Raw genomic sequence first — 19,867 nt, 5'->3', positions numbered from 1 at the left:
GGCGCCAGGAACCTCAAGGAGTTCCGCGTCTACCGCTGGAACCCGGACGACGGGGAGAACCCGCGGATCGACACTTATCAGGTCGATCGGGACGATTGCGGACCGATGGTGCTCGACGCGCTCCTGTGGATCAAGAACCGGGTCGACTCGACGCTGGTGTTCCGCCGCTCCTGCCGCGAGGGCATCTGCGGGTCGTGCGCCATGAACATCGAGGGCCAGAACGCGCTCGCCTGCACCATGGGCATCGACGAGTGCCAGGAACACGGCAAAGCGCAGGCGAAGGGCCGGAAGACGGCCGCGGTGAAGATCTACCCGCTGCCGCACATGCCGGTGCTGAAGGACCTCGTCCCGGACCTGACGAACTTCTACGCCCAGCACGCCTCGGTCGAGCCCTGGCTCCAGACCGACACGCCCGCGCCCGAGAAGGAGTGGCCGCAGACCCCGCAGGACCGGGCCAAGCTCGACGGGCTCTACGAGTGCATCCTGTGCGCCTGCTGCACCACCTCGTGCCCGAGCTACTGGTGGAACGGCGAGAAGTTCTTAGGCCCCGCGGCCCTGCTCCAGGCCTATCGCTGGCTGATCGACAGCCGCGACGAGAACACCGGCGACCGGCTCGACGCGCTCCACGATCCGTTCAAGCTCTACCGCTGCCACACGATCATGAACTGCGCCAACGCCTGCCCGAAGAGCCTGAATCCGGCCAAAGCCATCGCCGAGATCAAGAAGATGATGGTCGAGCGGACGGTGTGATCGGTACGATCCGCGACTGAGGCCGTCCCGCCACAGGTCCGCGGAAAGCCGCGGCCGGGCGGCGGTGCCCAGGCTTTTCCCGACCCTGCGCCTTGCGGGCAGCGCAATTGCCCCCGACGCACGGGAGCAAGGGGTGCCCCCGCGGGCGCCGGGGAAGGGGATCAATGCCGCGTCCGTACCGTTCGACGATCGCTCTGCTCGCGCTCGGCGCGACGTTGAGCGCCTGCGCCTCGCAGCGCTTCGACGGTCCCCGCACCCGGGCGGCGCCGCAGGCCTCCCTCGACACCATCGTGCCGGCGATGCCGTCGGGCACGGTCACCAGCGCCCCGCTCGCCCCGCCGCCGGGCGCCTCCGCCGCGCCGGACGGGCCGCCGCCGGTCGGAGCCCAGGCGGCGCTCGCACCGCCGGCCTCCAACGTGATCGCCGAGCCGGTCGCACCCCCGCAGTCTCCGCCGCCCGTGGTCGCGAGCGGGCGCGCGTCGGTCGTCGGCGCCTGGGACGCCCGGGACGCCACGGGGGGAAGCTGCAAGGTGACGCTGTCGAGCGCGCCGGCGCTGGACCTCTACAAGGCCTCGGCCGCGGGCTGCCCCAACAAGGATCTGGCCAAGGTCACCGCCTGGGATTTCCGCGACGGCGAGGTCTACCTGTACCAGCAGGGCGGCACGGTGGCGGCCCGCCTGCGGCAGGGCGGCGGGTCGCTCGACGGCGCGCTCACCAGGTCCGGCGCCGCGCTCGCGCTGGTGCGCTGAGGCGCGGGCGTCACGGGTTCACCCGCAGGCCCAGCAGGACGGTGTTGTCGGCAAAGCTCGATCCGGCCACCGAGCTGGTGATCTCCTGGTAGAGGTAGCTGCCGCGCAGCGTCAGCCAGCGGTTGAAGCGGTAGTCGAGCCGGGCGGTGGCCGAGAGCCCGGTCTCGCGGATCGTCGAGCCCTGGTAGGCGTTCCGAAGGTACGCGCCGCCGAGGGTGATCGAGAGGTTGCGCAGGAGGTCGTGCTGCACCTCGAGCGTCGCCGCCTGCGTGAGCACGCCGCTCGACCCGACGACCGTGGTCTCGGTGACGCCCGCCTGCGCGCCCAGCCGCACGGTGGTGAGCGGGCTCGCCGACCAGACCAGCGCCGCGTTGAGGATCGGCGCGTCGAGGTCGCGCAGCGCCGGGTCGACGTAGGTGCGGTGCTGGAGGCCGCCCGAGATCTCGCCGGTGACGGACCGGATCAGGTTGACGGTCGCGCCGACCGACGCCGCGATGCCGTCCGAGTCGCGGCGCAGGCCGTTCGAGTCGCGCCGGAGATCGTAGACGCGGGTGTCGGCGAGGAGCTCGACGAACGGGCTGATCGCCGGCGAGAGCTCGTAGGCCGCGCGCAGGCGTAAGGAGTACTGGTTCTGGTTGCGGTCGGCTTGGCTGATCACCGTGCCGTCCGACAATCGCGCATCCTCGAAGTCCGAGCGGTCGACCGAGCCGCGCAAGCTCACCGAGAGCCGGTTGAAGCTCTGCGTCGCGCCGAGCGAGGTGCCGTAGGTGGCGATGATCGGCCGGTTCGTGGCGGAGGCCGCCTGGAGGTTCGGGCTGCCGGTCCGCTGGGTGTCGACGAGGAAGCGGGTCTCGGCGTCGACGTGCAGGTCGCGGTTGGCGTCGACCCGCAGGCGCACGGTGCCGACGGCATTGGGCCGGCTCGCCGCCTCGTTCTGCGGGGTCTCGAGGTAGCCCGCGCGCAACTCGCCCGCGAGCTCGCTCGCCGACCAGTCCGAGCGGAAGTTCAGCTCGCCCTCGCTGCGGAGCGCCGCGGAGCCCTTGGCGAGTTGCCGCGTGGTCTGGTCCGGGTTGGTGTCGTAGCCGAGGCTCTGGGTGAAGGAGGGCAGGACCGTGACGCTGCCGAGCCTGAGCCCGAGCGGCGCGTAGGCGTCGTCGATGGCGAGCGGCCGGCGCAGGGCGTTGGCGAGCAGGGTGCCCGGGGTGACGAGGCCCAGCAGCGGGCTCGCGGCCGGGAGCGCCGTCGGCAGCGGGACGCCGACGACGGGGGTCTGGATCACCGGCGAGAGCCGGAGCGCCGGCGCGGGGACCTGCGTCACCTCCTGCGTGATCCGGCGCGTCGCCGTGCCGATGCGCCGGGGCGGGGCCGCGCGCTGGCGCAGCAGGCTCGTGGGCGCGCGGTTGTTGGCGCCCGAGCTCGTCCCGCCGGTGCGGCTGCCCGACGCGCGGACGCGGGTGTCGAGCATCGGGGGGCCGGATTCCGCTCCCGTCGGGCCCGACAGGCCGGCGCCGCCGGACGTGGCGCCGCCCGAGGATTCCCCGCCGGAGGCCTCGCCGACATCGCCGTTGTCCGGGCGGGCGGACGCGTCCGGCAGGCGGCCGCGGCGCAGGGTCGGCAGGCCGTCGGTGCCGGAGGCCTGACCGATGCCGGGGTTGTCGGGCTGGCCGGCGACGGGGCTCAGGGCCTCGAAGCGCGCGGTCTGCGCGGCGCCCGCGCCGGGAAGCAGGCCGACGAGCAGCGCGAGGCCGCCGGCCAACCGGCGTGCCGCCTTCCGCTTCCGCCGCTTGGCCCTCGTGCTCCGCACCGGATCCCGACTCCCCGCCCGCCACGGCGCCGCGCGGGACGGACGCCGCCCCGCGGGCCGGTCCGCATGGTTAACGAAGCCTAGCCGGGCACGGTTAATGCGCCGTCAACGATCCGGGGGGCGCCCATGCCACGGGCGGATGGATCGGCAGCGGTGGTGGTCCTATAGTGAGGGGCCATGTCCACCCTGAGCCGTCCGGTCCGCCGCCTCGACCCGATCCTCGTCGACCGCATCGCGGCCGGCGAGGTGGTGGAGCGGCCGGCCTCCGCCGTGAAGGAGCTGATCGAGAACGCGATCGACGCCGGCGCGCGCGCGATCGAGGTGACGATCGAGGGCGGCGGGCGCCGGCTGATCCGGGTGGTCGACGACGGCGCCGGGATGAGCCCGGACGACCTGATGCTCGCGGTGGAGCGCCACGCCACCTCCAAGCTCCCGGAGGGCGACCTGACCCGGATCGACTCGCTGGGCTTCCGCGGCGAGGCGCTGCCCTCGATCGGCGCGGTCTCGCGGCTCGCGATCACCACCCGCACGGCCGAGGCCGCGGCGGGCGCGACGCTCACCGTCGAGGCCGGCGCCCGCGGCGAGGTGCGCCCGGCGCCGGGCGCCCGGGGCACGCGCATCGAGGTCACCGAGCTGTTCGCGGCGACGCCCGCGCGGCTCAAGTTCCTCAAGTCCGACCGGGCCGAGACCGCGGCGGTGGCCGACATCGTGCGCCGCCTCGCGGTGGCGCAGCCCGCGATCCGCTTCACGCTGCGCACCGAGGCCGGCAACCCGCTGGTGCTGGCGCCGGCGGACGGCGCGGACGACGCGGCGCCGGGCCTCGCCCGCCTCGCGCAGGTGCTGGGCGCGGACTTTCCCGCCAACGCGCTTCCCGTGGCGATGGCGCGCGAGGGGTTCTCGCTGTCGGGCCACGTCGGCCTGCCGACCTTCCACCGGGGCGCGTCCACCCACATCCACTTCACGGTCAACGGCCGCCCGGTGCGCGACCGGCTGCTGCTCGGCGCGGTGCGCGGCGCCTACGCCGACACCCTGCGCGCCGACCGCCACCCGATGCTGGGGCTCGCCATCGCCTGCGATCCGGGCCTCGTCGACGTCAACGTCCACCCGGCCAAGACCGAGGTGCGGTTCCGCGATCCCAGCCTCGTGCGGGCGCTCGTGGTCAGCGCGATCCATGAGGCCCTGCGCCGCGGCGGCGGGCGCGCCTCGACGGGCGTCGCCGCCCGCACCCTGGAGGCGCTGCGGCCCGCAGGGAGCCTACCGCTCGCGCAGCACACCGGCGCGGCGGCCCCGAGCCTGTTTGCCGCCGCGCGCCGGGGATTCCCGGCCGGCACGCCGTCCGTCGCGGCGCCGTCCGGCTTCCGCCGGCCGGCCGCGGGCTGGGACGGCCCGGCGCCGGGCTTCGGCGAGGCGGCGCAGGCGCTGCTGGAGCGGGACGACCTCGCACCGCCCGCCGCCGACCTGCGCGGCGGGGACACCCCCGCCGACGACGCCCTCGACCATCCCCTCGGCGCCGCGCGGGCGCAGTTGCACGAGACCTACATCGTCGCCCAGACCCGCGACGGGGTGGTGATCGTCGACCAGCACGCCGCGCACGAGCGCCTCGTCTACGAACGGATGAAGGCGGAGCGCGCCCAGGGCGGCATCCTGCGCCAGGGCCTCTTGATCCCCGACGTCGTCGAGATGGCGCCCGAGGCAGCCGAGCGGCTGGCGGCGGCCGCGCCCGACCTCGACCGGCTCGGCCTGACGCTCGAAGCCTTCGGCCCCGGCGCGGTGCTGGTGCGCGCGGTGCCGGCGGCGCTCGCCGGCGCGTCGGTGCGCGCGCTCGTGGCCGACATCCTCGATGCGCTGGACGACAGCGGCGTGGAGGAGGGCGGGGCCGGCGCCCTGGAGGACGGACCCCTCGGGCGCCGCCTCGACGCGGTGCTCTCGCGGATGAGCTGCCACGGCTCGATCCGCGCCGGCCGGCGCCTGCGCCCCGAGGAGATGAACGCGCTGCTCCGCGCCATGGAGGCGACGCCGAACTCCGGACAGTGCAACCACGGCCGCCCGACCTACGTCGCCCTGAAGCGCGGCGACATCGAGCGCCTGTTCGGCCGGCGCTGAGCGCGGCCCGCGCGCCTCGCGGGTGTTCGCGCGCCTTATCGCGTGCGCGCGGCCTCGGATCGGCCTATGCGGTGGGCGGATCAACCCGGCGCCTTCGATGACCGCACTCGCAGACCTCTCCGCCCACGACCTCGCCGACCGCTACGCGCGGGCGAGCGTGGCCTACGACGCGTTCCGCGCCCGCGGGCTCACGCTCGACATGACCCGCGGGAAGCCGTCGCCCGAGCAGCTCGACCTCGCCGCCGGCCTGCTCGCGCTGCCGGGCAGCGGCGACCACACCACGGCGTCCGGCGAGGACGCGCGCAACTACGGCGGCCTCCAGGGCCTGCCCGAGGTCCGCGCGCTGTTTGCCGGGCCGCTGCTCGGCGCGGGCCCCGAGCAGGTGGTGGTCGCCGAAAACTCGAGCCTAGCCGTGATGCACGACTGCATCGTCTGGGCGATGCTGAAGGGCGTGCCGGGCTCCGAGCGGCCGTGGTCGCGGGAGGAGGCGCCCGCCTTCCTCTGCCCGGTGCCGGGCTACGACCGGCACTTCGCGCTGTGCGAGGAATTCGGCCTGCGCATGCTGCCGGTGCCGATGACGCCGGACGGGCCGGACCTGGAGGTGGTCGAGGCGCTGGCGGCCGACCCCACCGTGAAGGGCCTGTGGTGCGTGCCGAAGTACGCGAACCCGTCCGGCGAGATCTACTCCGCGGAGACCGTCCGGCGCCTTGCCGCGATGCGGACCGGCGCGCCCGATTTCCGCCTGTTCTGGGACAACGCCTACGCCGTCCACCACCTGACGGGGACGCACCACGCGGTGCCCGACATCCTCCCGGCCTGCGCGGCGGCCGGCCACCCGGACCGAGCCTTCGTCTTCGCCTCGACCTCGAAGATCACGCTGGCCGGCGCCGGGCTCGCCTTCTTCGCGGGCTCGGTCGACAACGTGCGCTGGTACCTCGCGCGGGCGGGCAGGCGCACCATCGGGCCGGACAAGCTCAACCAGCTCCGGCACCTGCGCTTCCTGCGCGACGAGGCCGGATTGCGCGCGCACATGGGGCGCCAGCGCGACCTGCTCGCCCCGAAATTCGCCGCGGTGACCGAGGCGCTCGACCGGCACCTGTCCGGCACCGCGGTGTCGTGGAGCCGGCCGGAGGGCGGCTACTTCGTGAGCGTGGATGCCGGGATCGGCACCGCCGAGCGGATCGTCGCGCTCGCGGCCGAGGCCGGGATCGGGCTGACGCCGGCCGGCGCGACCTTCCCCTACGGGAACGACCCGCGCGACGCGACGCTGCGCCTCGCCCCGTCCTATCCGAGCCTCGCCGAGGTGCGCGCGGCCGCCGAGGGCATCGCCCTGTGCATCCTGCGCGCCGCGATCGAGGCGGAGCGGGCCGGGCGCCACGAGCCGGGGCCGAACGCTTAGAGCATCTTCCAGCGAGGTGGATTCCGGCTCGCGTGAAGAGAATGCGACCACAAAGGAGTTAGAGCATCTTTCGTGATCCGAAGATCATGGAAGATGCTCCAAGGGCGCTGTCCGACGAAGGAGGCGCCGCGTCGCGAGGCAGCGCGTCGGCCCCGAGGCATCGTCGGGCGGCGTGGGGACCGGTTCGCGCGGGTCCCCCCGGCTAAGTCCGGAACCGGGCCGTCCGGCCCGTCGTTCCCGGGATTCCCCCGTCGACGGCAAAGGCGTTCATGGCAGACGACATCCGGCTCTCCCGGCGCACCCTCCTGCGGGCGGGGGGCGCCACCGTCACCGGCGCGGCGCTCGCCGGGGCGATGCGCGTCGAGGCGGCGGGCGCCCCCGGGCCCACGGTCCCGGCCGATACCGGCGCGGTCCAGGGCGGGCGCATCCAGTTCCCGAACTGGCGGGGGAACGGGGACAGGCCGCCGGCCCCGACCCCCGCGCCGCAGCCGCCGGGCAGGCGCGTCGGCTACTGCGTCGTCGGGCTCGGGCGCCTCAGCCTCGACGAGATCCTGCCGGCGTTCGGAGAGGCCAAGCGCGCCCGCCTCGTCGCGCTGATGTCGGGATCGCCCGAGAAGGCCAAGCTCGTGGCGCAGCAGTACGGGGTCGCGGAGGGCGCGGTGTACGGCTACGGGGACTGGGACAAGCTCAAGGCGAACACCGAGATCCAGGCGGTCTACGTCGTCACCCCGAACGCCGTGCATCGGGAGAACGTCGCGGCGGCGGCGGGCGCGGGCAAGCACGTGCTGTGCGAGAAGCCGATGGCGGCCTCGTCAGTGGAGGCCCGCGAGATGATCGCCGCCTGCGAGCGGGCGGGCGTCCGGCTGATGATCGCCTATCGCTGCCAGTACGAGCCCTACAACCGCGCGGTGACGCGGCTCGCGCGCTCGGGCGAGTTCGGCAGGCCGCGGCTGATCCAGGCCTTCAACGGCCAGACCACGGGCCTGCCCGAGCAGTGGCGCCTGAAGCGGGCGCTCGCCGGCGGCGGCGCGCTGCCCGACATCGGCCTGTACTGCCTCAACGGCGTGCGCGCGCTGCTCGGCGAGGAGCCCGACCTGATCCAGGCGCAGGTGCATTCGCCGCCCGACGACCCGAAGTTCCGCGAGGTCGAGGAGAGCGTGAGCTTCACCCTGCGCTTTCCCTCCGGCGTCATGGCCCAGTGCATGACGAGCTACGGCGTCCATGAATCGCGCCGGCTGAGCGTGCACGCGGCCGGCGCCGACATCGACTTGGCGAACGCCTTCGCCTACGTCGGCCAGCGCCTCACCGTGACCCACCGCGACGGCAAGGCCCTCGCCCGCGAGGAGCGGGTGCTCTCGGCCAAGAACCAGTTCGCCCTGGAGGTGGACCACTTCGCCCGCTGCATCCAGGAGAACCGCCGCCCCCGCACGCCGGGGGAGGAGGGCCTCCAGGATCAGGTGCTGATGGAAGCGATCTACGAGGCCGCGCGCACCGGCGCCCCGGTCAAGGTTGCCCCTCCGCCCGGGGCGAGCGGGCTCGACGCGACCCGCGGGCCCGAGCTCGACGAGGCGGAGTAGGGCCGTGCCGGTTCGCGCGGGCCGATCGGCACGGCCCTGTTTCCCCCGGGATCGCGGGGTCTCCGCACCAACCGGCCACCCCGCCCGAAGTAGCTTTAGACCCTTGTCATGGCACGCCGTCTCGCGACGAACCGATGACGGTTTCGTCGGACGCCGCTCCAGGGCCTCGATCCCTGCCGCGGAACGTCGGTGCCGTCAGGCCCTGGCCGTCCACGCGATGTCGACGCGCAGGCCCTCCGCCTCCGAGCGGGAAAAGTGCAGCGTGGCTCCCGTCTCCTCGGCGATGTCGCGGGCGATCGCGATGCCGAAGCCGGTCCCCGGCTTGGTCTCGTCCCAACGCCGGCCGCGGGCGATCTGGCCGATCGCGGTCGCGCTCATGCCGGGGCCGTCGTCCGCGATGCGCAGGACGGAGCCGGACGCCGTCACCGCTCCCGTCACCGCGACGCGGCGGTGGGCCCACTTGCGGGCGTTGTCGAGGAGGTTGCCGAGGAGTTCGGTCAGGTCGCCCTCCTCGCCGGGATAGGCGAGGGCGTCCGGCACCGCGACCTCCCAGGCCAGCGAGTCGCCCTCCGGCAGGCGCCGCATCGTCGCAACGAGGCGATCGACTACGGGTGCGACCCGGCAGCCGCGGCGGCGCAGGTCGCCCCCGGCGACGATGCGGGCGCGGGCGAGCGTCCGCTCGACCTGCCGCCCCATCGCGAGCGCCTGCGCCTCGATCTCCGCCGCGAGGCCGGGCTCGGCGGCCTGCGTGCGGCGGGCGAGCGCCGCCAGGACCGCGAGCGGCGTCTTGAGGCCGTGGGCCATGTCCCCGGCCCGCGCCCGCGCCCGCTGGAGGGAGCGCGCCTGCGCGGCGATGAGGCGGTTCAGGTCGTCGACCAAGGGCTGCACCTCCTCCGGGAAGTGCTCCGGCAGCCGCGTCCGCCGCCCCGCGTGGACGGCGCCGAGCTCCGCGCGGAGCGTCCGGAAGGGGCCGAGCGCGCGATGGACGAAGACCCACATCGCCAGCGTCAGCACCAGCCCGAGGGCCGCGAGCGAGGGCACGAGCAGACGCAGGTACGTCGCCCGGCTCGCGGCGAGGTCGCGGCGGTCCTCCGCGACGACGGCGCTCACCGGCACGGCGGCGCCGCGCACCTCGATCTCGATCCGACGCGCCGCCGCGACGAGCCGCCCGCCGTCCGGGCCGGGCAGGTCGCCGACCCAAGGCCGTCCCGGCTCCGCCGCGGCCGGCGTCGGCCCGAGCGCCTTGTCCCAGAGCGAGCGCGAGCGCAGGGACCGCCCGTCCGCGGCGACCTGCCAGTAGAGCCCGCCGTAGGGCGTGGCGAAGCGCGGGTCGGGGGGCTCGCGCTGCAGGGTCAGGCTGCCGTCGGGCGCGATCCCGACCTGCCCGCCGAGGAACTTCGCGGTCCGGTCCAGATCCTCGGCGGTGCGGGCATCGAGCACCCGATCGAAGATCAGGGTGAGGCCCGCGCCCGCCAGCGCCAGCGCCAGAACGATCAGGCCGGCGGCGGCGAGGCTCAGGCGCAGGCGCAGGGACCTCACGCGTCCGCGTCCCCGACATCCAGGCCGTCCTTCGGGACGAGGTAGCCGTGGCCGCGGCGGGTCTCGATCACCGGCGCGCCGAGCTTGCGCCGCAGCCGCGTCAGCAGGGCTTCGAGAGCGTTCGCCTCGCGGTCGCTGCCGGTGTCGTAGAGGTGGTCGAGGAGGTCGCCCGGCGCCACGACCTGCCCCTGCCGGTGCAGCAGGAACGCGAGCAGGCGATACTCCAGGGCCGTCAGGTTCATCGGCCGGCCCGCGACGCTGACGGCGCGGGTGCGCGTGTCGAGCTCGACCGCGCCGGCCCTCAGGACGGGTGAGGCGTGGCCGGCGCTCCGGCGCAGGATCGCGCGCAGGCGCGCGAGCAGTTCCTCCATGCGGAAGGGCTTTTGCAGGTAGTCGTCCGCGCCCGCGTCGATGCCCTCGACGCGCTCGCGCCAGCCGTCGCGGGCAGTGAGGATCAGCACCGGCAGGACGATCTCGGCCGCGCGCAGGCGGCGCAGGACGCTGAGGCCGTCGAGGCGGGGGAGGCCGAGGTCGAGCACCATCGCGTCGTAGGTCTCGACCTCGGCCTGGAACCACGCCGCCTCGCCGTCGCCGACCACGTCCGCGACGTAGCCGGCGTGCTCCAGGCCCCGCTTCACGTCGGCCGCGATCCGCGGCTCGTCCTCGACGATCAGGATGCGCACGCTGCCCCCCGCGCCGGGACCGGATCAGTCATCGTCGTCCCCGTCGAGGAGCTTCAGCGAGGCGGCATCGACCTTCACGGCGCGCCGCTTGCCGGCCGGCGTGAGGATCTTGAGCTTGTAGCGCCAGCGGCCCTCCTCGCGCTCGAGGTCGAGGGCCACGACATCGCCCGGCACCAGGGCCCGGACGGCGCGCAGCACCTCGTCGAGGGGGCGGATCTCGCCGCGCTCCAGCGCCGCGCGGGCGCGGTCCTGATCGCCGTCTGCCCGAACCGGGGCGGGCAGCGCGCCGGCCAGGACCGGCAGGAGGAGCAGAGCGAGAAAGGCCGGCGCTCGGGGCATCGCGGTCGCGCATCCTACGGGATCTGCCTGACGGGACGCTGACGATGCCCGTCAGGGGGCCGGGGGCGGGATGGGTGAGAAGGCGGGGCACGCGGGCCGGACGGTGCCGCGAGCGAACCACGAACCTCATCCCTGTCCCATCGCGAGGCGCAAGCCAATGTCCCTGATCCTCGGAACCCTGCTGGCGGGCGCCGCCTGCGTCGCCGGCACCGTGCTCTGTCCCCCCGCTCCCGCGAACCGGGCCGGACGATCCGTCCGCGCGGGGATCATGGCGGCCGGCCCGGTCGCCCCGGCCCTGCTCGCGGCGCTCTGCTGCGCGCCGACCGCGCGGGCTGCCGACCCCATCGCGGGCCGAGCCTCGGTGATCGACGGCAACACCCTGGCCGTCGGCACCCTCCGGGTCCGGCTCTACGGCATCGACGCGCCGGATGCCGGACAGACCTGCTTCGACGGCGACGAGCGGGACTACGCCTGCGGCCGGGACGCCGCCCGCGCGCTCGCCGCGCGGCTCGGGCGCGACCCCGTCACCTGCGAGCGGCGCGGACCGGACGACGCCTCGGGCACGCTCGCCGTGTGCCGCGTCGGCGGTGCCGACCTCGGCGCCTGGATGGTCGCCCGGGGCCTCGCCGTCGCGGACCGGCGCGTCGCGCCGGACTACGCCGGCAGCGAGGACCGGGCCTGGGGTGGTCGCCTCGGCCTCTGGTCCGGCGTGTTCCAGCCGCCCGCGGATTGGCGGCGGACGACGCGGTCCGTTACCGCGTCCGGTTCGTGACGACGCGGATGGAGGTCGCACCCCGAGGCGAGCCGCAGCCTCGGGTCTGTGCGACGCCGGGGCGACGATGCGCTGCTGCCGCGCCGGTGCTCAACACGCTGTTCTTCCCGATCCGTGATCCGGTCGCTCAGGGGAGGGGGCCGGCATGGTCGACCGTGCACGGACCGGGCGACGCTCCGGCGCACGAATTTCGCACGTTCAAAGCCCTGTGAATTCGAAGGATTGCGAATTCGAGGGATTGCAGCGGCTTCGGGCGGAGGATGGTGGCGAAGCGGGCCGGACGGACGAGGGTGCCATGCGGTGGAAGCGTGGCAGGATTGCCATCAGAACATGGATTTCCTTGCACACAATGCATCTCCTGATTGAATTTTGTATTCAATCGATTACGTCAGAGGCTTCGGGCGGCTGCGCCCGGCAACGTTTGCAGGGCACAGCCTCATCATGACGAACGCGGAGCAGAAGAAGCCTACCGATGCCGACCACGGTGTCGGCAGCCGCATCGCGCTGCTGCGGGCGGCGCGGGGCATCAGCCAGACCGCCCTCGGGCAGGCGCTCGGGGTGAGCTTCCAGCAGGTCCAGAAGTACGAGAAGGGCCGCAACCGCGTCGGAGCCGGCCGGCTCCGGACGATCGCCGACCATCTCGGCGTTCCGGTCTCGACCTTCTTCGAGGTCGAGGCCGATGGGACGGGTCCGTCGGACGGGGCCGCCCCGCCCTTCCTCGGCCTTCCCGGCGCCGTCGATCTCCTGAAAGCCTACGGCGCGATCGCCGATCCGCAGATGCGGCGCGACGTGCTCACGCTGGTCAAGTCGGCGGCCCGGCTCGCATCGGCGACCGGGGCGTCGGGGACCTCGGACGCGGGTTGAACCCCAACCCGGCAGTGTGCCGTCCGGCGTCGGGCCGCGCAACGTGGTCGCCGGTGGGCCCGATCCGCCTATCTTCTCCCGCGCGGCCCATGTCGGGCTCGCCCAACATGGGAGGATTCGATGATCCGTGCCATCCAGTGCGGCCTCGCCGCGCTCGCGCTCGCCGCCTTCGCGCTGCCCGTCACGGTCTCCGGGGCCTCGGCCGCCGCCGAGGGCATGCTCTACAAGGCCGAGATGAAGGGCGCGAGCGAGGTGCCCGCCAACGATACCAAGGGCACCGGCGAGGTCTCGGTGACCTACGATCCGGCGAGCAGGACGCTCACCTGGAAGGGCACCTACGGCGGGCTGACCGGCCCGGCGACGGCGGCGCACTTCCATGGCCCCGCAGGCACCGGCGACAATGCCGGCGTGCTGATCCCGGTGACCGCCACCGCGAGCCCGTTCGAGGGCTCGGCCACGATCGACGAGACCAAGGCCGCCGATCTGGCTGCCGGCAAGCTCTACTTCAACATCCACACCGCCGCGAACCCGAAGGGCGAGATCCGCGGGCAGGTGATGCGCGCGCCGTAGGACATTCTCCGACGACCTGGCCGCCGGACCATCGTTCCGGCGGGAGTCCTTCTCGCGGAACGCCCGCTTCTGTACTCCGCTTCATCGTGAGCGGATGGCGGAGGTTGGCCCGTGAAGCAGTCGGAGGCGATCGTCGTCTGGACGCCCGTGCGGTGGGCGGACATGAAACCGGAGACGGCTGGGCAGGTTGCGGTGCTGACCTATCCTGATACGACCGGGGCAACCGGACGCTACATGATGACGGCGGGCGCTGTCTTCTCCGGCCTCAAGACTCTGTCGGAGGAGGCCCGCATCGCCCGGCTGTTCATCGACTTCCAGACGCTCGTGGTGCGCGACGGGCTCGACCCGCAGGCCGTCCACCGGGCATTCCTGGCCATCGACGAGTACCGCTTCCGCATCGCACCCGACACCGAGGGCGCCGAATTCGAGGAGCCGCCGGAGGAGGATTGAGGTCACGCTCCTCCGGAAGACATGCGGTCACGCGGGCCAACGCGGCGGGGGGCCGTTCTCGGGCGGGCGACCGGAATCGGTCCGGTGAAGTGCGCGTATCCGTAAGCGATCGGGAATAGGAAACCGGCGCCCCAGCCCGAGCTTTACGGCGACGCGGAAGGAATCCGGCTCCGGGTCACCCTCCCGCGCAGAGGCGGGAGGGAACCGGCGCGCGTCTGAAGAGCCAAGTCGAGAAGTGCCCTCCACGACCGTGACGGATTTCATCGGCAACGCGGTATACCGCCCCCCTTCGGCCGGGCGCACCCTATACTTGGAAGGCGGCACCCACCAGAACCGCCACGGAGACTCAGGCGATGCCCGTATCCCGACGCGCCCTCCTTGCCGCCGCCGGCGCCGTGCCGCTGGCCGCCCGCCTCGGATCGGCCGAGACCGACCTGATCCGCCGTCCGATCCCGTCCTCGGGCGAGATGCTGCCGGTCGTCGGCATCGGCACCTCGCGCCGCTACGAGGTCGAGCCCGTGCCCGACGCGATCGCGCCCCTGAAGGCGGCGGTGGAGCGCTTCGTCGCGCTGGGCGGCTCGGTGATCGACACCGCCCCGAGCTACGGCACCGCCGAGGACGTGCTCGGGCACATCCTCTCGGACACCGGCCTGCGCGAGACGGTGTTCCTCGCGAGCAAGGTGGACACGCAGGGCCGCGCGGCGACGCTGGCCGAATTCGAGCGCTCGCTCGTGCGGATGAAGGTCAGGACCATCGATCTCCTGGCGGTGCACAACCTCATCGATGCGGCCGAGAATCTCGCCACGTTGCGCGACCTGAAGTCGAAGGGGCGAATCCGCTACGTCGGGGTCACGGTCTGGCGCGACGGGCAGCTCGACGGCCTGGAGGCGGTGATGAAGCGGGAGGCCCTTGACGTCGTCCAGGTCAACTACGCCATCGACAACCGCGAGGCGGCCGCCCGCATCCTGCCGCTGGCCGCCGAGCGCGGCATGGCGGTGATGGTCAACGTGCCGTTCGGGCGCGACAGGCTGTTCAAGGCGGTGCAGGGCCGGGCGGTGCCCGACTTCGCCAAGGCGTTCGGCTGCGCGACGTGGCCGCAATTCTTCCTGAAGTACGTCCTCGGCCACCCGGCCGTGACCTGCCCGATCCCCGGCATGGCGAAGGTCGCCTACGTCGAGGACAACCTCGCCGCCGCGCGCGGGCGCCTGCCCGACACGGGCGAGCGGAAACAGATGGAGACCTTCATCGATGCGCTCTGATTTCGCGATCTCCCGCCGCGCCCTCCTCGTCGCCGGCGCGGTTCTGCTGAGCGTGCCTGCCGGTGCGCAGGAGACCCTTAAGAAAATTCGGATCGGGGTGATCGGCTCCGGCAACATCGGCGGCACCCTCGGCACCCTCTGGGTCAAGGACGGGCACGAGGTGATGTTCTCCTCCCGCCATCCCGAGACCCTGAAGGCCATGGTCGAGGGCTTAGGGAGCAAGGCCAGGGCCGGCACGCCGGAGGAGGCGATTGCCTTCGGCGACGCGGTGTTCGTCGCCGTGCCCTACAAGGCCTACCCGGAGCTGTCGAAAGCTCACGCCGCCGCGCTGAAGGGCAAGGTCGTGCTGGATGCCGGCAACGCCACCAAGGCCCGCGACGGCGAACTCTACGACGAGGTCCAGGCCGACGGCATCGGCGCGACCTCGGAGAAGTACTTCCCCGGCGCCCGACTGGTGCGGGCGTTCAATGCGGCCAACTACAAGATCTTCGCCAAGGAGGGCGCCAACGGCGGGGCCGACCGGGCGGGCGGGCGCATGGCGATCCCGATCGCGGGCGACGACGCGGGCGCGCTCAGGGTGGCCGAGGGCCTCGTGACGGATGCGGGCTTCGATCCGGTGGTGGTGGGCCCGCTCAAGGACGCGGGCAGGTTCGCCATGGGATCGCCCGGCTTCGGGCACGACCAGACCGCGCCGGAGCTGCGCAAGATGCTCGGGCTGACGCAGTGACGGCAGCGCTTTCGCGTCGCTCGCGTCCGCATCACCGGGCTCCTTCTCCCGTTTGCTTGCGGATTGACACGAGGATGTCTGCCACGCGCGCCCTCCCTCCCCCCTCTGCAGGGGAGGGTGGCCCCTGCGTCAGCAGGGGTCGGGAGAGGGGAACGCCGCGTCCGGACAGGTCGCGCGGCGGCCTGCACCCCGCACCATCGCGCTACCCCTCTCCCGGCCCCCTGACGGGGGCCACCCTCCCCCGCGGAGGGGGGAGGGAGGGCGCGGTGCTCGTCCCCGCCCGATGTGAGGAAACGATAGTTTCCGAACGGAAGAGAGGACCTGCGGCCGGGCCGAAGGCTCGATGACGCCGGCCGCGATGCCGGCGGGGGCGGCGTTCTCCCCAAACCCCTTCGCACGCCTGATCGACGTCCGCCCGGGGGAGGGGCCGGCGCTGGCGTGGTCCTGGGCCTACATCTTCTCGATCCTGGCCGCCTACTACGTCCTGCGCCCGATCCGCGACCAGATGGGCGTGGCGGGCGGCATCGAGAACCTGCCCTGGCTGTTCACGGCCACGCTCCTCGGGATGCTCGCGCTCAACCTGCCCTTCGCGTGGCTGGTCAAGCAGATGCCGCGCGCCCGCTTCGTGCCGCTCACCTACCGGTTCTTCGCCGCCAACATCCTGCTGTTCGCGCTGGCGCTCTACCTCGCCCCGCCGGACTGGGACGTGTGGATCGGGCGGGCGTTCTTCGTCTGGCTGTCGATCTTCAACCTGTTCGTGGTCTCGATCTTCTGGGCGACCATCGTCGACGTGTTCTCGACGAGCCAAGGCAAGCGCCTGTTCGGCTTCATCGCGGCCGGGGCGACGCTCGGCGCCATCGCCGGCTCGGCCACCACGGCGCTGCTCGCCAAGAACGTGCCCACCTGGGGCCTGATGCTCTGCGCCGTGGCGCTGCTGGAATGCGCCGTGTTCAGCATGCGCGGGCTCGCCCGCCTCTCGGAGCGCCTTCGGCAGGCCCCGTCGGCAGGAACCGGGCAAGGTCCCGAGCAGGGCACCGGTCAGGTGATCGGCGGCAGCGTGTTCGCCGGCATCACCCGCACCTTCGCCTCGCCCTACCTCCTCAACATCAGCCTGTTCCTGCTCCTGTTCTCGGTCACCTCGACCTTCCTGTACTTCGAGCAGGCGGGCATCGCCAAGCGCAGCTTCCCCGACAGGGCGGCGCAGACCGCGTTCTTCGCCAGCGTCGACCTCGCCGTGAACGTGCTGACGCTGGGCGTGCAGGTCTTCCTCACGGGCCGCATCGTCGGCCGGATCGGTGTCGGGCTGACGCTGGCGATCCTGCCGGCGCTGAGCATCCTCGGCTTTGCCGCGCTGGCCGCCTCGCCGACGATCGCCGCGATCGTCGGCTTCCAGGTGCTGCGGCGGGCCGGCAACTTCGCGATCAGCCGGCCGATCCGCGAGGTGCTGTTCACGGTGGTGCCGCGGGAGGACCGCTACAAGGCCAAGAGCTTCATCGACACGGTGGTGTATCGCTTGGGCGATCAGGTCGGGGCGTGGTCGTTTGCCGGGATCGCGGCGCTCGGCCTCGGCTCCGCCTCGGTGGCGCTGGTGGCCGTGCCGCTCTCGGCCGCGTGGCTCGCCAACAGCCTGTGGCTCGGGCGCGCGCAGGAGCGGCGGCAGGCCGAGGCATCGGCCGCGCCGTCCGGCCACGGCGACGGGATCTGACATCGCCGCACGGGCGGAGCTCAGCGGCGGGCGGGCACCCGGATCGGCTGCGGGTCCGGGGCGCGGGCGGCGAACGCACGGCCGGCGAGGCATGCCGTGCCGATCAGCGCGCACACGACGACGCCGGGGCTCAGCCACGCGACAAGTCCGGGGATCGTCATGGAACAGCCCTCCGCTCGGACGGCCGAGGCTGACGGGCCGGAGTTAACGAGCGGTCAAGGTTTCTCAGGTCCGTCGATCTCAGGGCTGCCATGTCCCGCCACGCGGCAACCGGCCCGCGGCGCAATCGTTAAGCCGCAATTAACCATGATGCTCCGAGGCTCCGCTGAACGGCCCCCGCAACGCAGGGATCGTGGGGAAGGAGCGGGCGACGATGACGCGGATGTCCGGCCGCCGCACGCGCGCGATCCTGATGGGTCTGGTCCTGGTCGGCCCCGTCGTTTACGGCGCATCGGCGCAGGAGCCGCTCTTCCTGCGTATCCGACCGTCGGACGCCGCCCCCGGCGCGATCGGCCGAGATGGTCTCTCCGACGCGGAGGTCGCCCGGGCAGCCCATGCCGCGCGGGAGACGGTGTGGGTGCGCAGCGCCGTGCGTGCGCGCTGGGCCATCGCCTCGGTCTGCACCGGATGCCTCGGGCCGCCGGCGTCGCCGGTGCGGCCCATGCTGCCGGCCGGCGCGCAGGCGGCGATCGGACTGCCATCCGACGGCACCGCGGCCGGTGCCGTCCCTGCCATCGGCGATCCGCCGCCAACCCGAGGTGATCCATGACCCAAGCCCATCCCACCAGCGGCGCCGAGCCCGATGCGGCCTGCCCCGTCTCCCTCGAACTCCTCGGCGCGGTGTACCGGGCCGACGCGTACGATTTCCCCGAGATCGTGGAGCGCATTCCGCCGCTCAAGCGGGCGCAGCTCGCCGCCTACCTCTACGGCAAGAGCCACATGCACCAGCTCGGCCTCCAGGTGGCCCGCGCCTGCGCGCGCGAGGACCTGATCCGGGCCGCCGGCGAGGTCGGCTCGGTGATCCACGGGCAGGCGCACCTGCCGGCCAAGCCCGCAGCCCCGGCGCCGGCCGCCCTCGCGCCCGGCGCGAAGAAGGTCAGCCTCGGGGGTGGGCCGAAGAAGATCAGCCTCGGCGGGTCCGCCGCGAAGGGCCGCAGCTTCGATTGAGCATCGGGCGCGCCTGGAGCGCTCTCCGACGAAGCGGTTGCCGGTTCGTCGCAGGAAAGCGCGTCAACGAGGGGCCAGCGCTGCTTCGCGATCCAACTGGATCGGGAACGGCTCCAGCCCCGGCGCCGCTCGCCGGCCTCCGCGCGGCGTGGTGATGCTCGGCTCGTGGCGGCTCGGGATGGACGCCGCGCCGCGGGCTGCGCATCCTGGCAGGGGATCGGACTGCGGCTCCTCAGGCTGTCGGCCGGGCGGCGTCCCCGCGCGGTCCGAGGCGCACCGTATGGCCGCGGAAGCGCTGACGGGGGCGGGTGACATCGCCGTGCCGGTCGTGTCCGACGCCTCGACCGCCAGGGTTCGTGGGCGGCCACCGGCGCCACGTACGGCCGGCGTCCCGTCGTCCCTGACGGTCGGGCCGCCGCAGCACGAAATCCCGTTAACCCCGCTTTAACCATGCGCTTTCATCGTTGCCTTCGGGACCGCAACGGGAGATCAGGCATGGACCTCATCGAGCATCGGGTGCGCGAGCGCGCCTACTACATCTGGGAAGACGAGGGCTGCGTGAACGGCCGGGCCGACGCCCACTGGCTGCGCGCTGAGGCCGAGATCGTCATGGTGCAGGCGGTGGCGCCCGAGGCAAGCCTCGCCCCGAGCCCGGCCAAGGTGTTGAAGCCGAAGGTGGCCCGCGCCGCGAAGGCCGCCGTCGCGGCGAACGCCGCCGAGGTCAGCGCCAAGCCGGCGGCCAAGTCCGCGCCGAAGGCCGCGGCGACCGCCGGCCTCGCGAAGGCGAAGGCCACCCGCACCCCGGCATCGGCTGCCGCCGTGCACTGAGATCAGGTGCATCGCAACCTCTGCGAGAGCCCGTCCCTCGATCGAGGGACGGGCTCTCGCCGTTTCCGCGTCCGGTGGACGGCCCTTCCGCATGCGACGCTGCCGAGGCGGCCGAATCTCGCGTCGGCAGAGGCCGCCCGCGACGGCACGCGGCGGCGCACGGAAATTCCGTTACAAGCGGCTCCGCCCCTCGGACGAACGGCGGATTCGGCATGACCCAGGATGGGGACGCGTTCAGCTATCGGCGGGACCCGAACGTTCCGGCCTTCCCGGACGACAAGCCGATCATCGTCTTCGACGGCCACTGCGCCCTGTGCTCGGGCTGGGCCCGGTTCGTGATCCGGCGTGATCCCCTCGGCCAGTTCAGGCTGCTGCCGGCGCAGGCCCCGCTCGGGCGGGCGCTGTATGCCCATTACGGCCTGGACACCGAGGATTTCGAGACGAACATCCTGCTGGACGGCGGCCGCGCCTGGTTCAAGCTCGAAGGCTCGATCCGCATGGCGGAGCGGCTCGGGCCGCCCTGGTCGGCGGCGGCGGTGCTGCGGGTCCTGCCCGAACGCTGGCAGGGCGCCCTGTACGACG

General features: G+C 73.2%; 21 protein-coding genes. 16 read left to right on the top strand and 5 right to left on the bottom strand.

Going from position 1 to position 19,867, the window contains the following annotated elements; translation table 11 throughout:
• A partial coding sequence (locus tag ACFE8Y_RS12085; protein WP_375464629.1) for a succinate dehydrogenase iron-sulfur subunit occupies nucleotides 1-750 on the top strand: 750 nt, incomplete at its 5' end.
• Between the two features lie 164 nt (nucleotides 751-914).
• Nucleotides 915-1,499, top strand: a complete 585-nt coding sequence (locus ACFE8Y_RS12080) for an AprI/Inh family metalloprotease inhibitor (RefSeq protein WP_375464628.1) — start codon at nucleotides 915-917, stop codon at nucleotides 1,497-1,499.
• A gap of 10 nt (nucleotides 1,500-1,509) precedes the next feature.
• Here ACFE8Y_RS12080 and ACFE8Y_RS12075 read toward each other — a convergent pair whose 3' ends face one another.
• Nucleotides 1,510-3,303: an outer membrane beta-barrel protein gene (locus ACFE8Y_RS12075; protein ID WP_375464627.1), complete on the bottom strand. Its 1,794-nt coding sequence runs from the start codon at nucleotides 3,301-3,303 to the stop codon at nucleotides 1,510-1,512.
• 177 nt (nucleotides 3,304-3,480) lie between these two features.
• Here ACFE8Y_RS12075 and mutL point away from each other — a divergent pair, with 177 nt between their 5' ends.
• From mutL to ACFE8Y_RS12060, 3 genes are all read left to right on the top strand, one after another.
• Nucleotides 3,481-5,406: a DNA mismatch repair endonuclease MutL gene (mutL, locus tag ACFE8Y_RS12070; RefSeq protein WP_375464626.1), complete on the top strand. Its 1,926-nt coding sequence runs from the start codon at nucleotides 3,481-3,483 to the stop codon at nucleotides 5,404-5,406.
• Between the two features lie 97 nt (nucleotides 5,407-5,503).
• Nucleotides 5,504-6,805 (top strand): aminotransferase class I/II-fold pyridoxal phosphate-dependent enzyme, encoded by a 1,302-nt coding sequence (locus ACFE8Y_RS12065; RefSeq protein ID WP_375464625.1) that lies wholly within the window; start codon nucleotides 5,504-5,506, stop codon nucleotides 6,803-6,805.
• A 269-nt stretch (nucleotides 6,806-7,074) separates the two neighbouring features.
• Entirely contained in the window at nucleotides 7,075-8,382 is a 1,308-nt protein-coding gene (locus ACFE8Y_RS12060; RefSeq protein ID WP_375464624.1) for a Gfo/Idh/MocA family protein, read from the top strand.
• A 195-nt stretch (nucleotides 8,383-8,577) separates the two neighbouring features.
• Here ACFE8Y_RS12060 and ACFE8Y_RS12055 read toward each other — a convergent pair whose 3' ends face one another.
• From ACFE8Y_RS12055 to ACFE8Y_RS12045, 3 genes are read right to left on the bottom strand one after another with little or no spacing between them, the layout of a single operon-like run.
• A complete protein-coding gene (locus tag ACFE8Y_RS12055; protein ID WP_375464623.1) occupies nucleotides 8,578-9,921 on the bottom strand; it encodes an ATP-binding protein in 1,344 nt (447 codons plus the stop codon).
• On the bottom strand, nucleotides 9,918-10,604 hold the full coding sequence (locus ACFE8Y_RS12050) for a response regulator transcription factor (RefSeq protein ID WP_375464622.1): 687 nt from the start codon (nucleotides 10,602-10,604) through the stop codon (nucleotides 9,918-9,920). The genes ACFE8Y_RS12055 and ACFE8Y_RS12050 overlap by 4 nt, the downstream gene beginning before the upstream one ends.
• A gap of 24 nt (nucleotides 10,605-10,628) precedes the next feature.
• Nucleotides 10,629-10,943 carry a PepSY domain-containing protein gene (locus ACFE8Y_RS12045; RefSeq protein WP_375464621.1) on the bottom strand — a complete coding sequence of 105 codons (315 nt, stop codon included), beginning with the start codon at nucleotides 10,941-10,943 and terminating at the stop codon, nucleotides 10,629-10,631.
• A gap of 157 nt (nucleotides 10,944-11,100) precedes the next feature.
• On the opposite strand from ACFE8Y_RS12045, the gene ACFE8Y_RS12040 reads away from it, so the two are divergent.
• From ACFE8Y_RS12040 to ACFE8Y_RS12010, 7 genes are all read left to right on the top strand, one after another.
• Nucleotides 11,101-11,715 carry a thermonuclease family protein gene (locus ACFE8Y_RS12040; protein WP_375464620.1) on the top strand — a complete coding sequence of 205 codons (615 nt, stop codon included), beginning with the start codon at nucleotides 11,101-11,103 and terminating at the stop codon, nucleotides 11,713-11,715.
• A 441-nt stretch (nucleotides 11,716-12,156) separates the two neighbouring features.
• Complete coding sequence (locus ACFE8Y_RS12035) at nucleotides 12,157-12,579, top strand: helix-turn-helix domain-containing protein (protein WP_375464619.1); 423 nt, start codon at nucleotides 12,157-12,159, stop codon at nucleotides 12,577-12,579.
• Between the two features lie 120 nt (nucleotides 12,580-12,699).
• Nucleotides 12,700-13,149: a CHRD domain-containing protein gene (locus ACFE8Y_RS12030; RefSeq protein WP_375464618.1), complete on the top strand. Its 450-nt coding sequence runs from the start codon at nucleotides 12,700-12,702 to the stop codon at nucleotides 13,147-13,149.
• A gap of 111 nt (nucleotides 13,150-13,260) precedes the next feature.
• Nucleotides 13,261-13,599: a hypothetical protein gene (locus ACFE8Y_RS12025; protein WP_375464617.1), complete on the top strand. Its 339-nt coding sequence runs from the start codon at nucleotides 13,261-13,263 to the stop codon at nucleotides 13,597-13,599.
• Nucleotides 13,600-13,952: 353 nt separating this feature from the next.
• The gene (locus tag ACFE8Y_RS12020) at nucleotides 13,953-14,858 is read left to right on the top strand and encodes an aldo/keto reductase (protein ID WP_375464616.1); all 906 of its coding nucleotides are present in this window, start codon (nucleotides 13,953-13,955) and stop codon (nucleotides 14,856-14,858) included.
• A complete protein-coding gene (locus ACFE8Y_RS12015; protein WP_375464615.1) occupies nucleotides 14,848-15,585 on the top strand; it encodes an NADPH-dependent F420 reductase in 738 nt (245 codons plus the stop codon). The genes ACFE8Y_RS12020 and ACFE8Y_RS12015 overlap by 11 nt, the downstream gene beginning before the upstream one ends.
• Before the next feature lie 343 nt (nucleotides 15,586-15,928).
• The gene (locus ACFE8Y_RS12010; protein WP_375464614.1) at nucleotides 15,929-17,290 is read left to right on the top strand and encodes an NTP/NDP exchange transporter; all 1,362 of its coding nucleotides are present in this window, start codon (nucleotides 15,929-15,931) and stop codon (nucleotides 17,288-17,290) included.
• A gap of 20 nt (nucleotides 17,291-17,310) precedes the next feature.
• On the opposite strand, the gene ACFE8Y_RS12005 is transcribed toward ACFE8Y_RS12010, so the two are convergent.
• Nucleotides 17,311-17,451, bottom strand: a complete 141-nt coding sequence (locus ACFE8Y_RS12005) for a hypothetical protein (protein ID WP_375464613.1) — start codon at nucleotides 17,449-17,451, stop codon at nucleotides 17,311-17,313.
• A 221-nt stretch (nucleotides 17,452-17,672) separates the two neighbouring features.
• On the opposite strand from ACFE8Y_RS12005, the gene ACFE8Y_RS12000 reads away from it, so the two are divergent.
• The 4 genes from ACFE8Y_RS12000 to ACFE8Y_RS11985 form a co-directional block, all read left to right on the top strand.
• Nucleotides 17,673-18,059, top strand: a complete 387-nt coding sequence (locus tag ACFE8Y_RS12000; protein WP_375464612.1) for a hypothetical protein — start codon at nucleotides 17,673-17,675, stop codon at nucleotides 18,057-18,059.
• Nucleotides 18,056-18,457: a hypothetical protein gene (locus ACFE8Y_RS11995; protein WP_375464611.1), complete on the top strand. Its 402-nt coding sequence runs from the start codon at nucleotides 18,056-18,058 to the stop codon at nucleotides 18,455-18,457. Before ACFE8Y_RS12000 ends, ACFE8Y_RS11995 begins: the two co-directional genes overlap by 4 nt.
• 495 nt (nucleotides 18,458-18,952) lie before the next feature.
• A complete protein-coding gene (locus ACFE8Y_RS11990) occupies nucleotides 18,953-19,285 on the top strand; it encodes a DUF2934 domain-containing protein (protein WP_375464610.1) in 333 nt (110 codons plus the stop codon).
• A gap of 212 nt (nucleotides 19,286-19,497) precedes the next feature.
• The coding region (locus ACFE8Y_RS11985) for a thiol-disulfide oxidoreductase DCC family protein (RefSeq protein ID WP_375464609.1) at nucleotides 19,498-19,867 on the top strand (370 nt) is incomplete at its 3' end.

Origin of the sequence: uncultured Methylobacterium sp. (genome assembly GCF_964242245.1) — a bacterium.
Lineage (GTDB): Bacteria > Pseudomonadota > Alphaproteobacteria > Rhizobiales > Beijerinckiaceae > Methylobacterium.
Note: the sequence above shows the minus strand (reverse complement) of the source record. Positions and strands in the feature narration are given on the sequence as shown.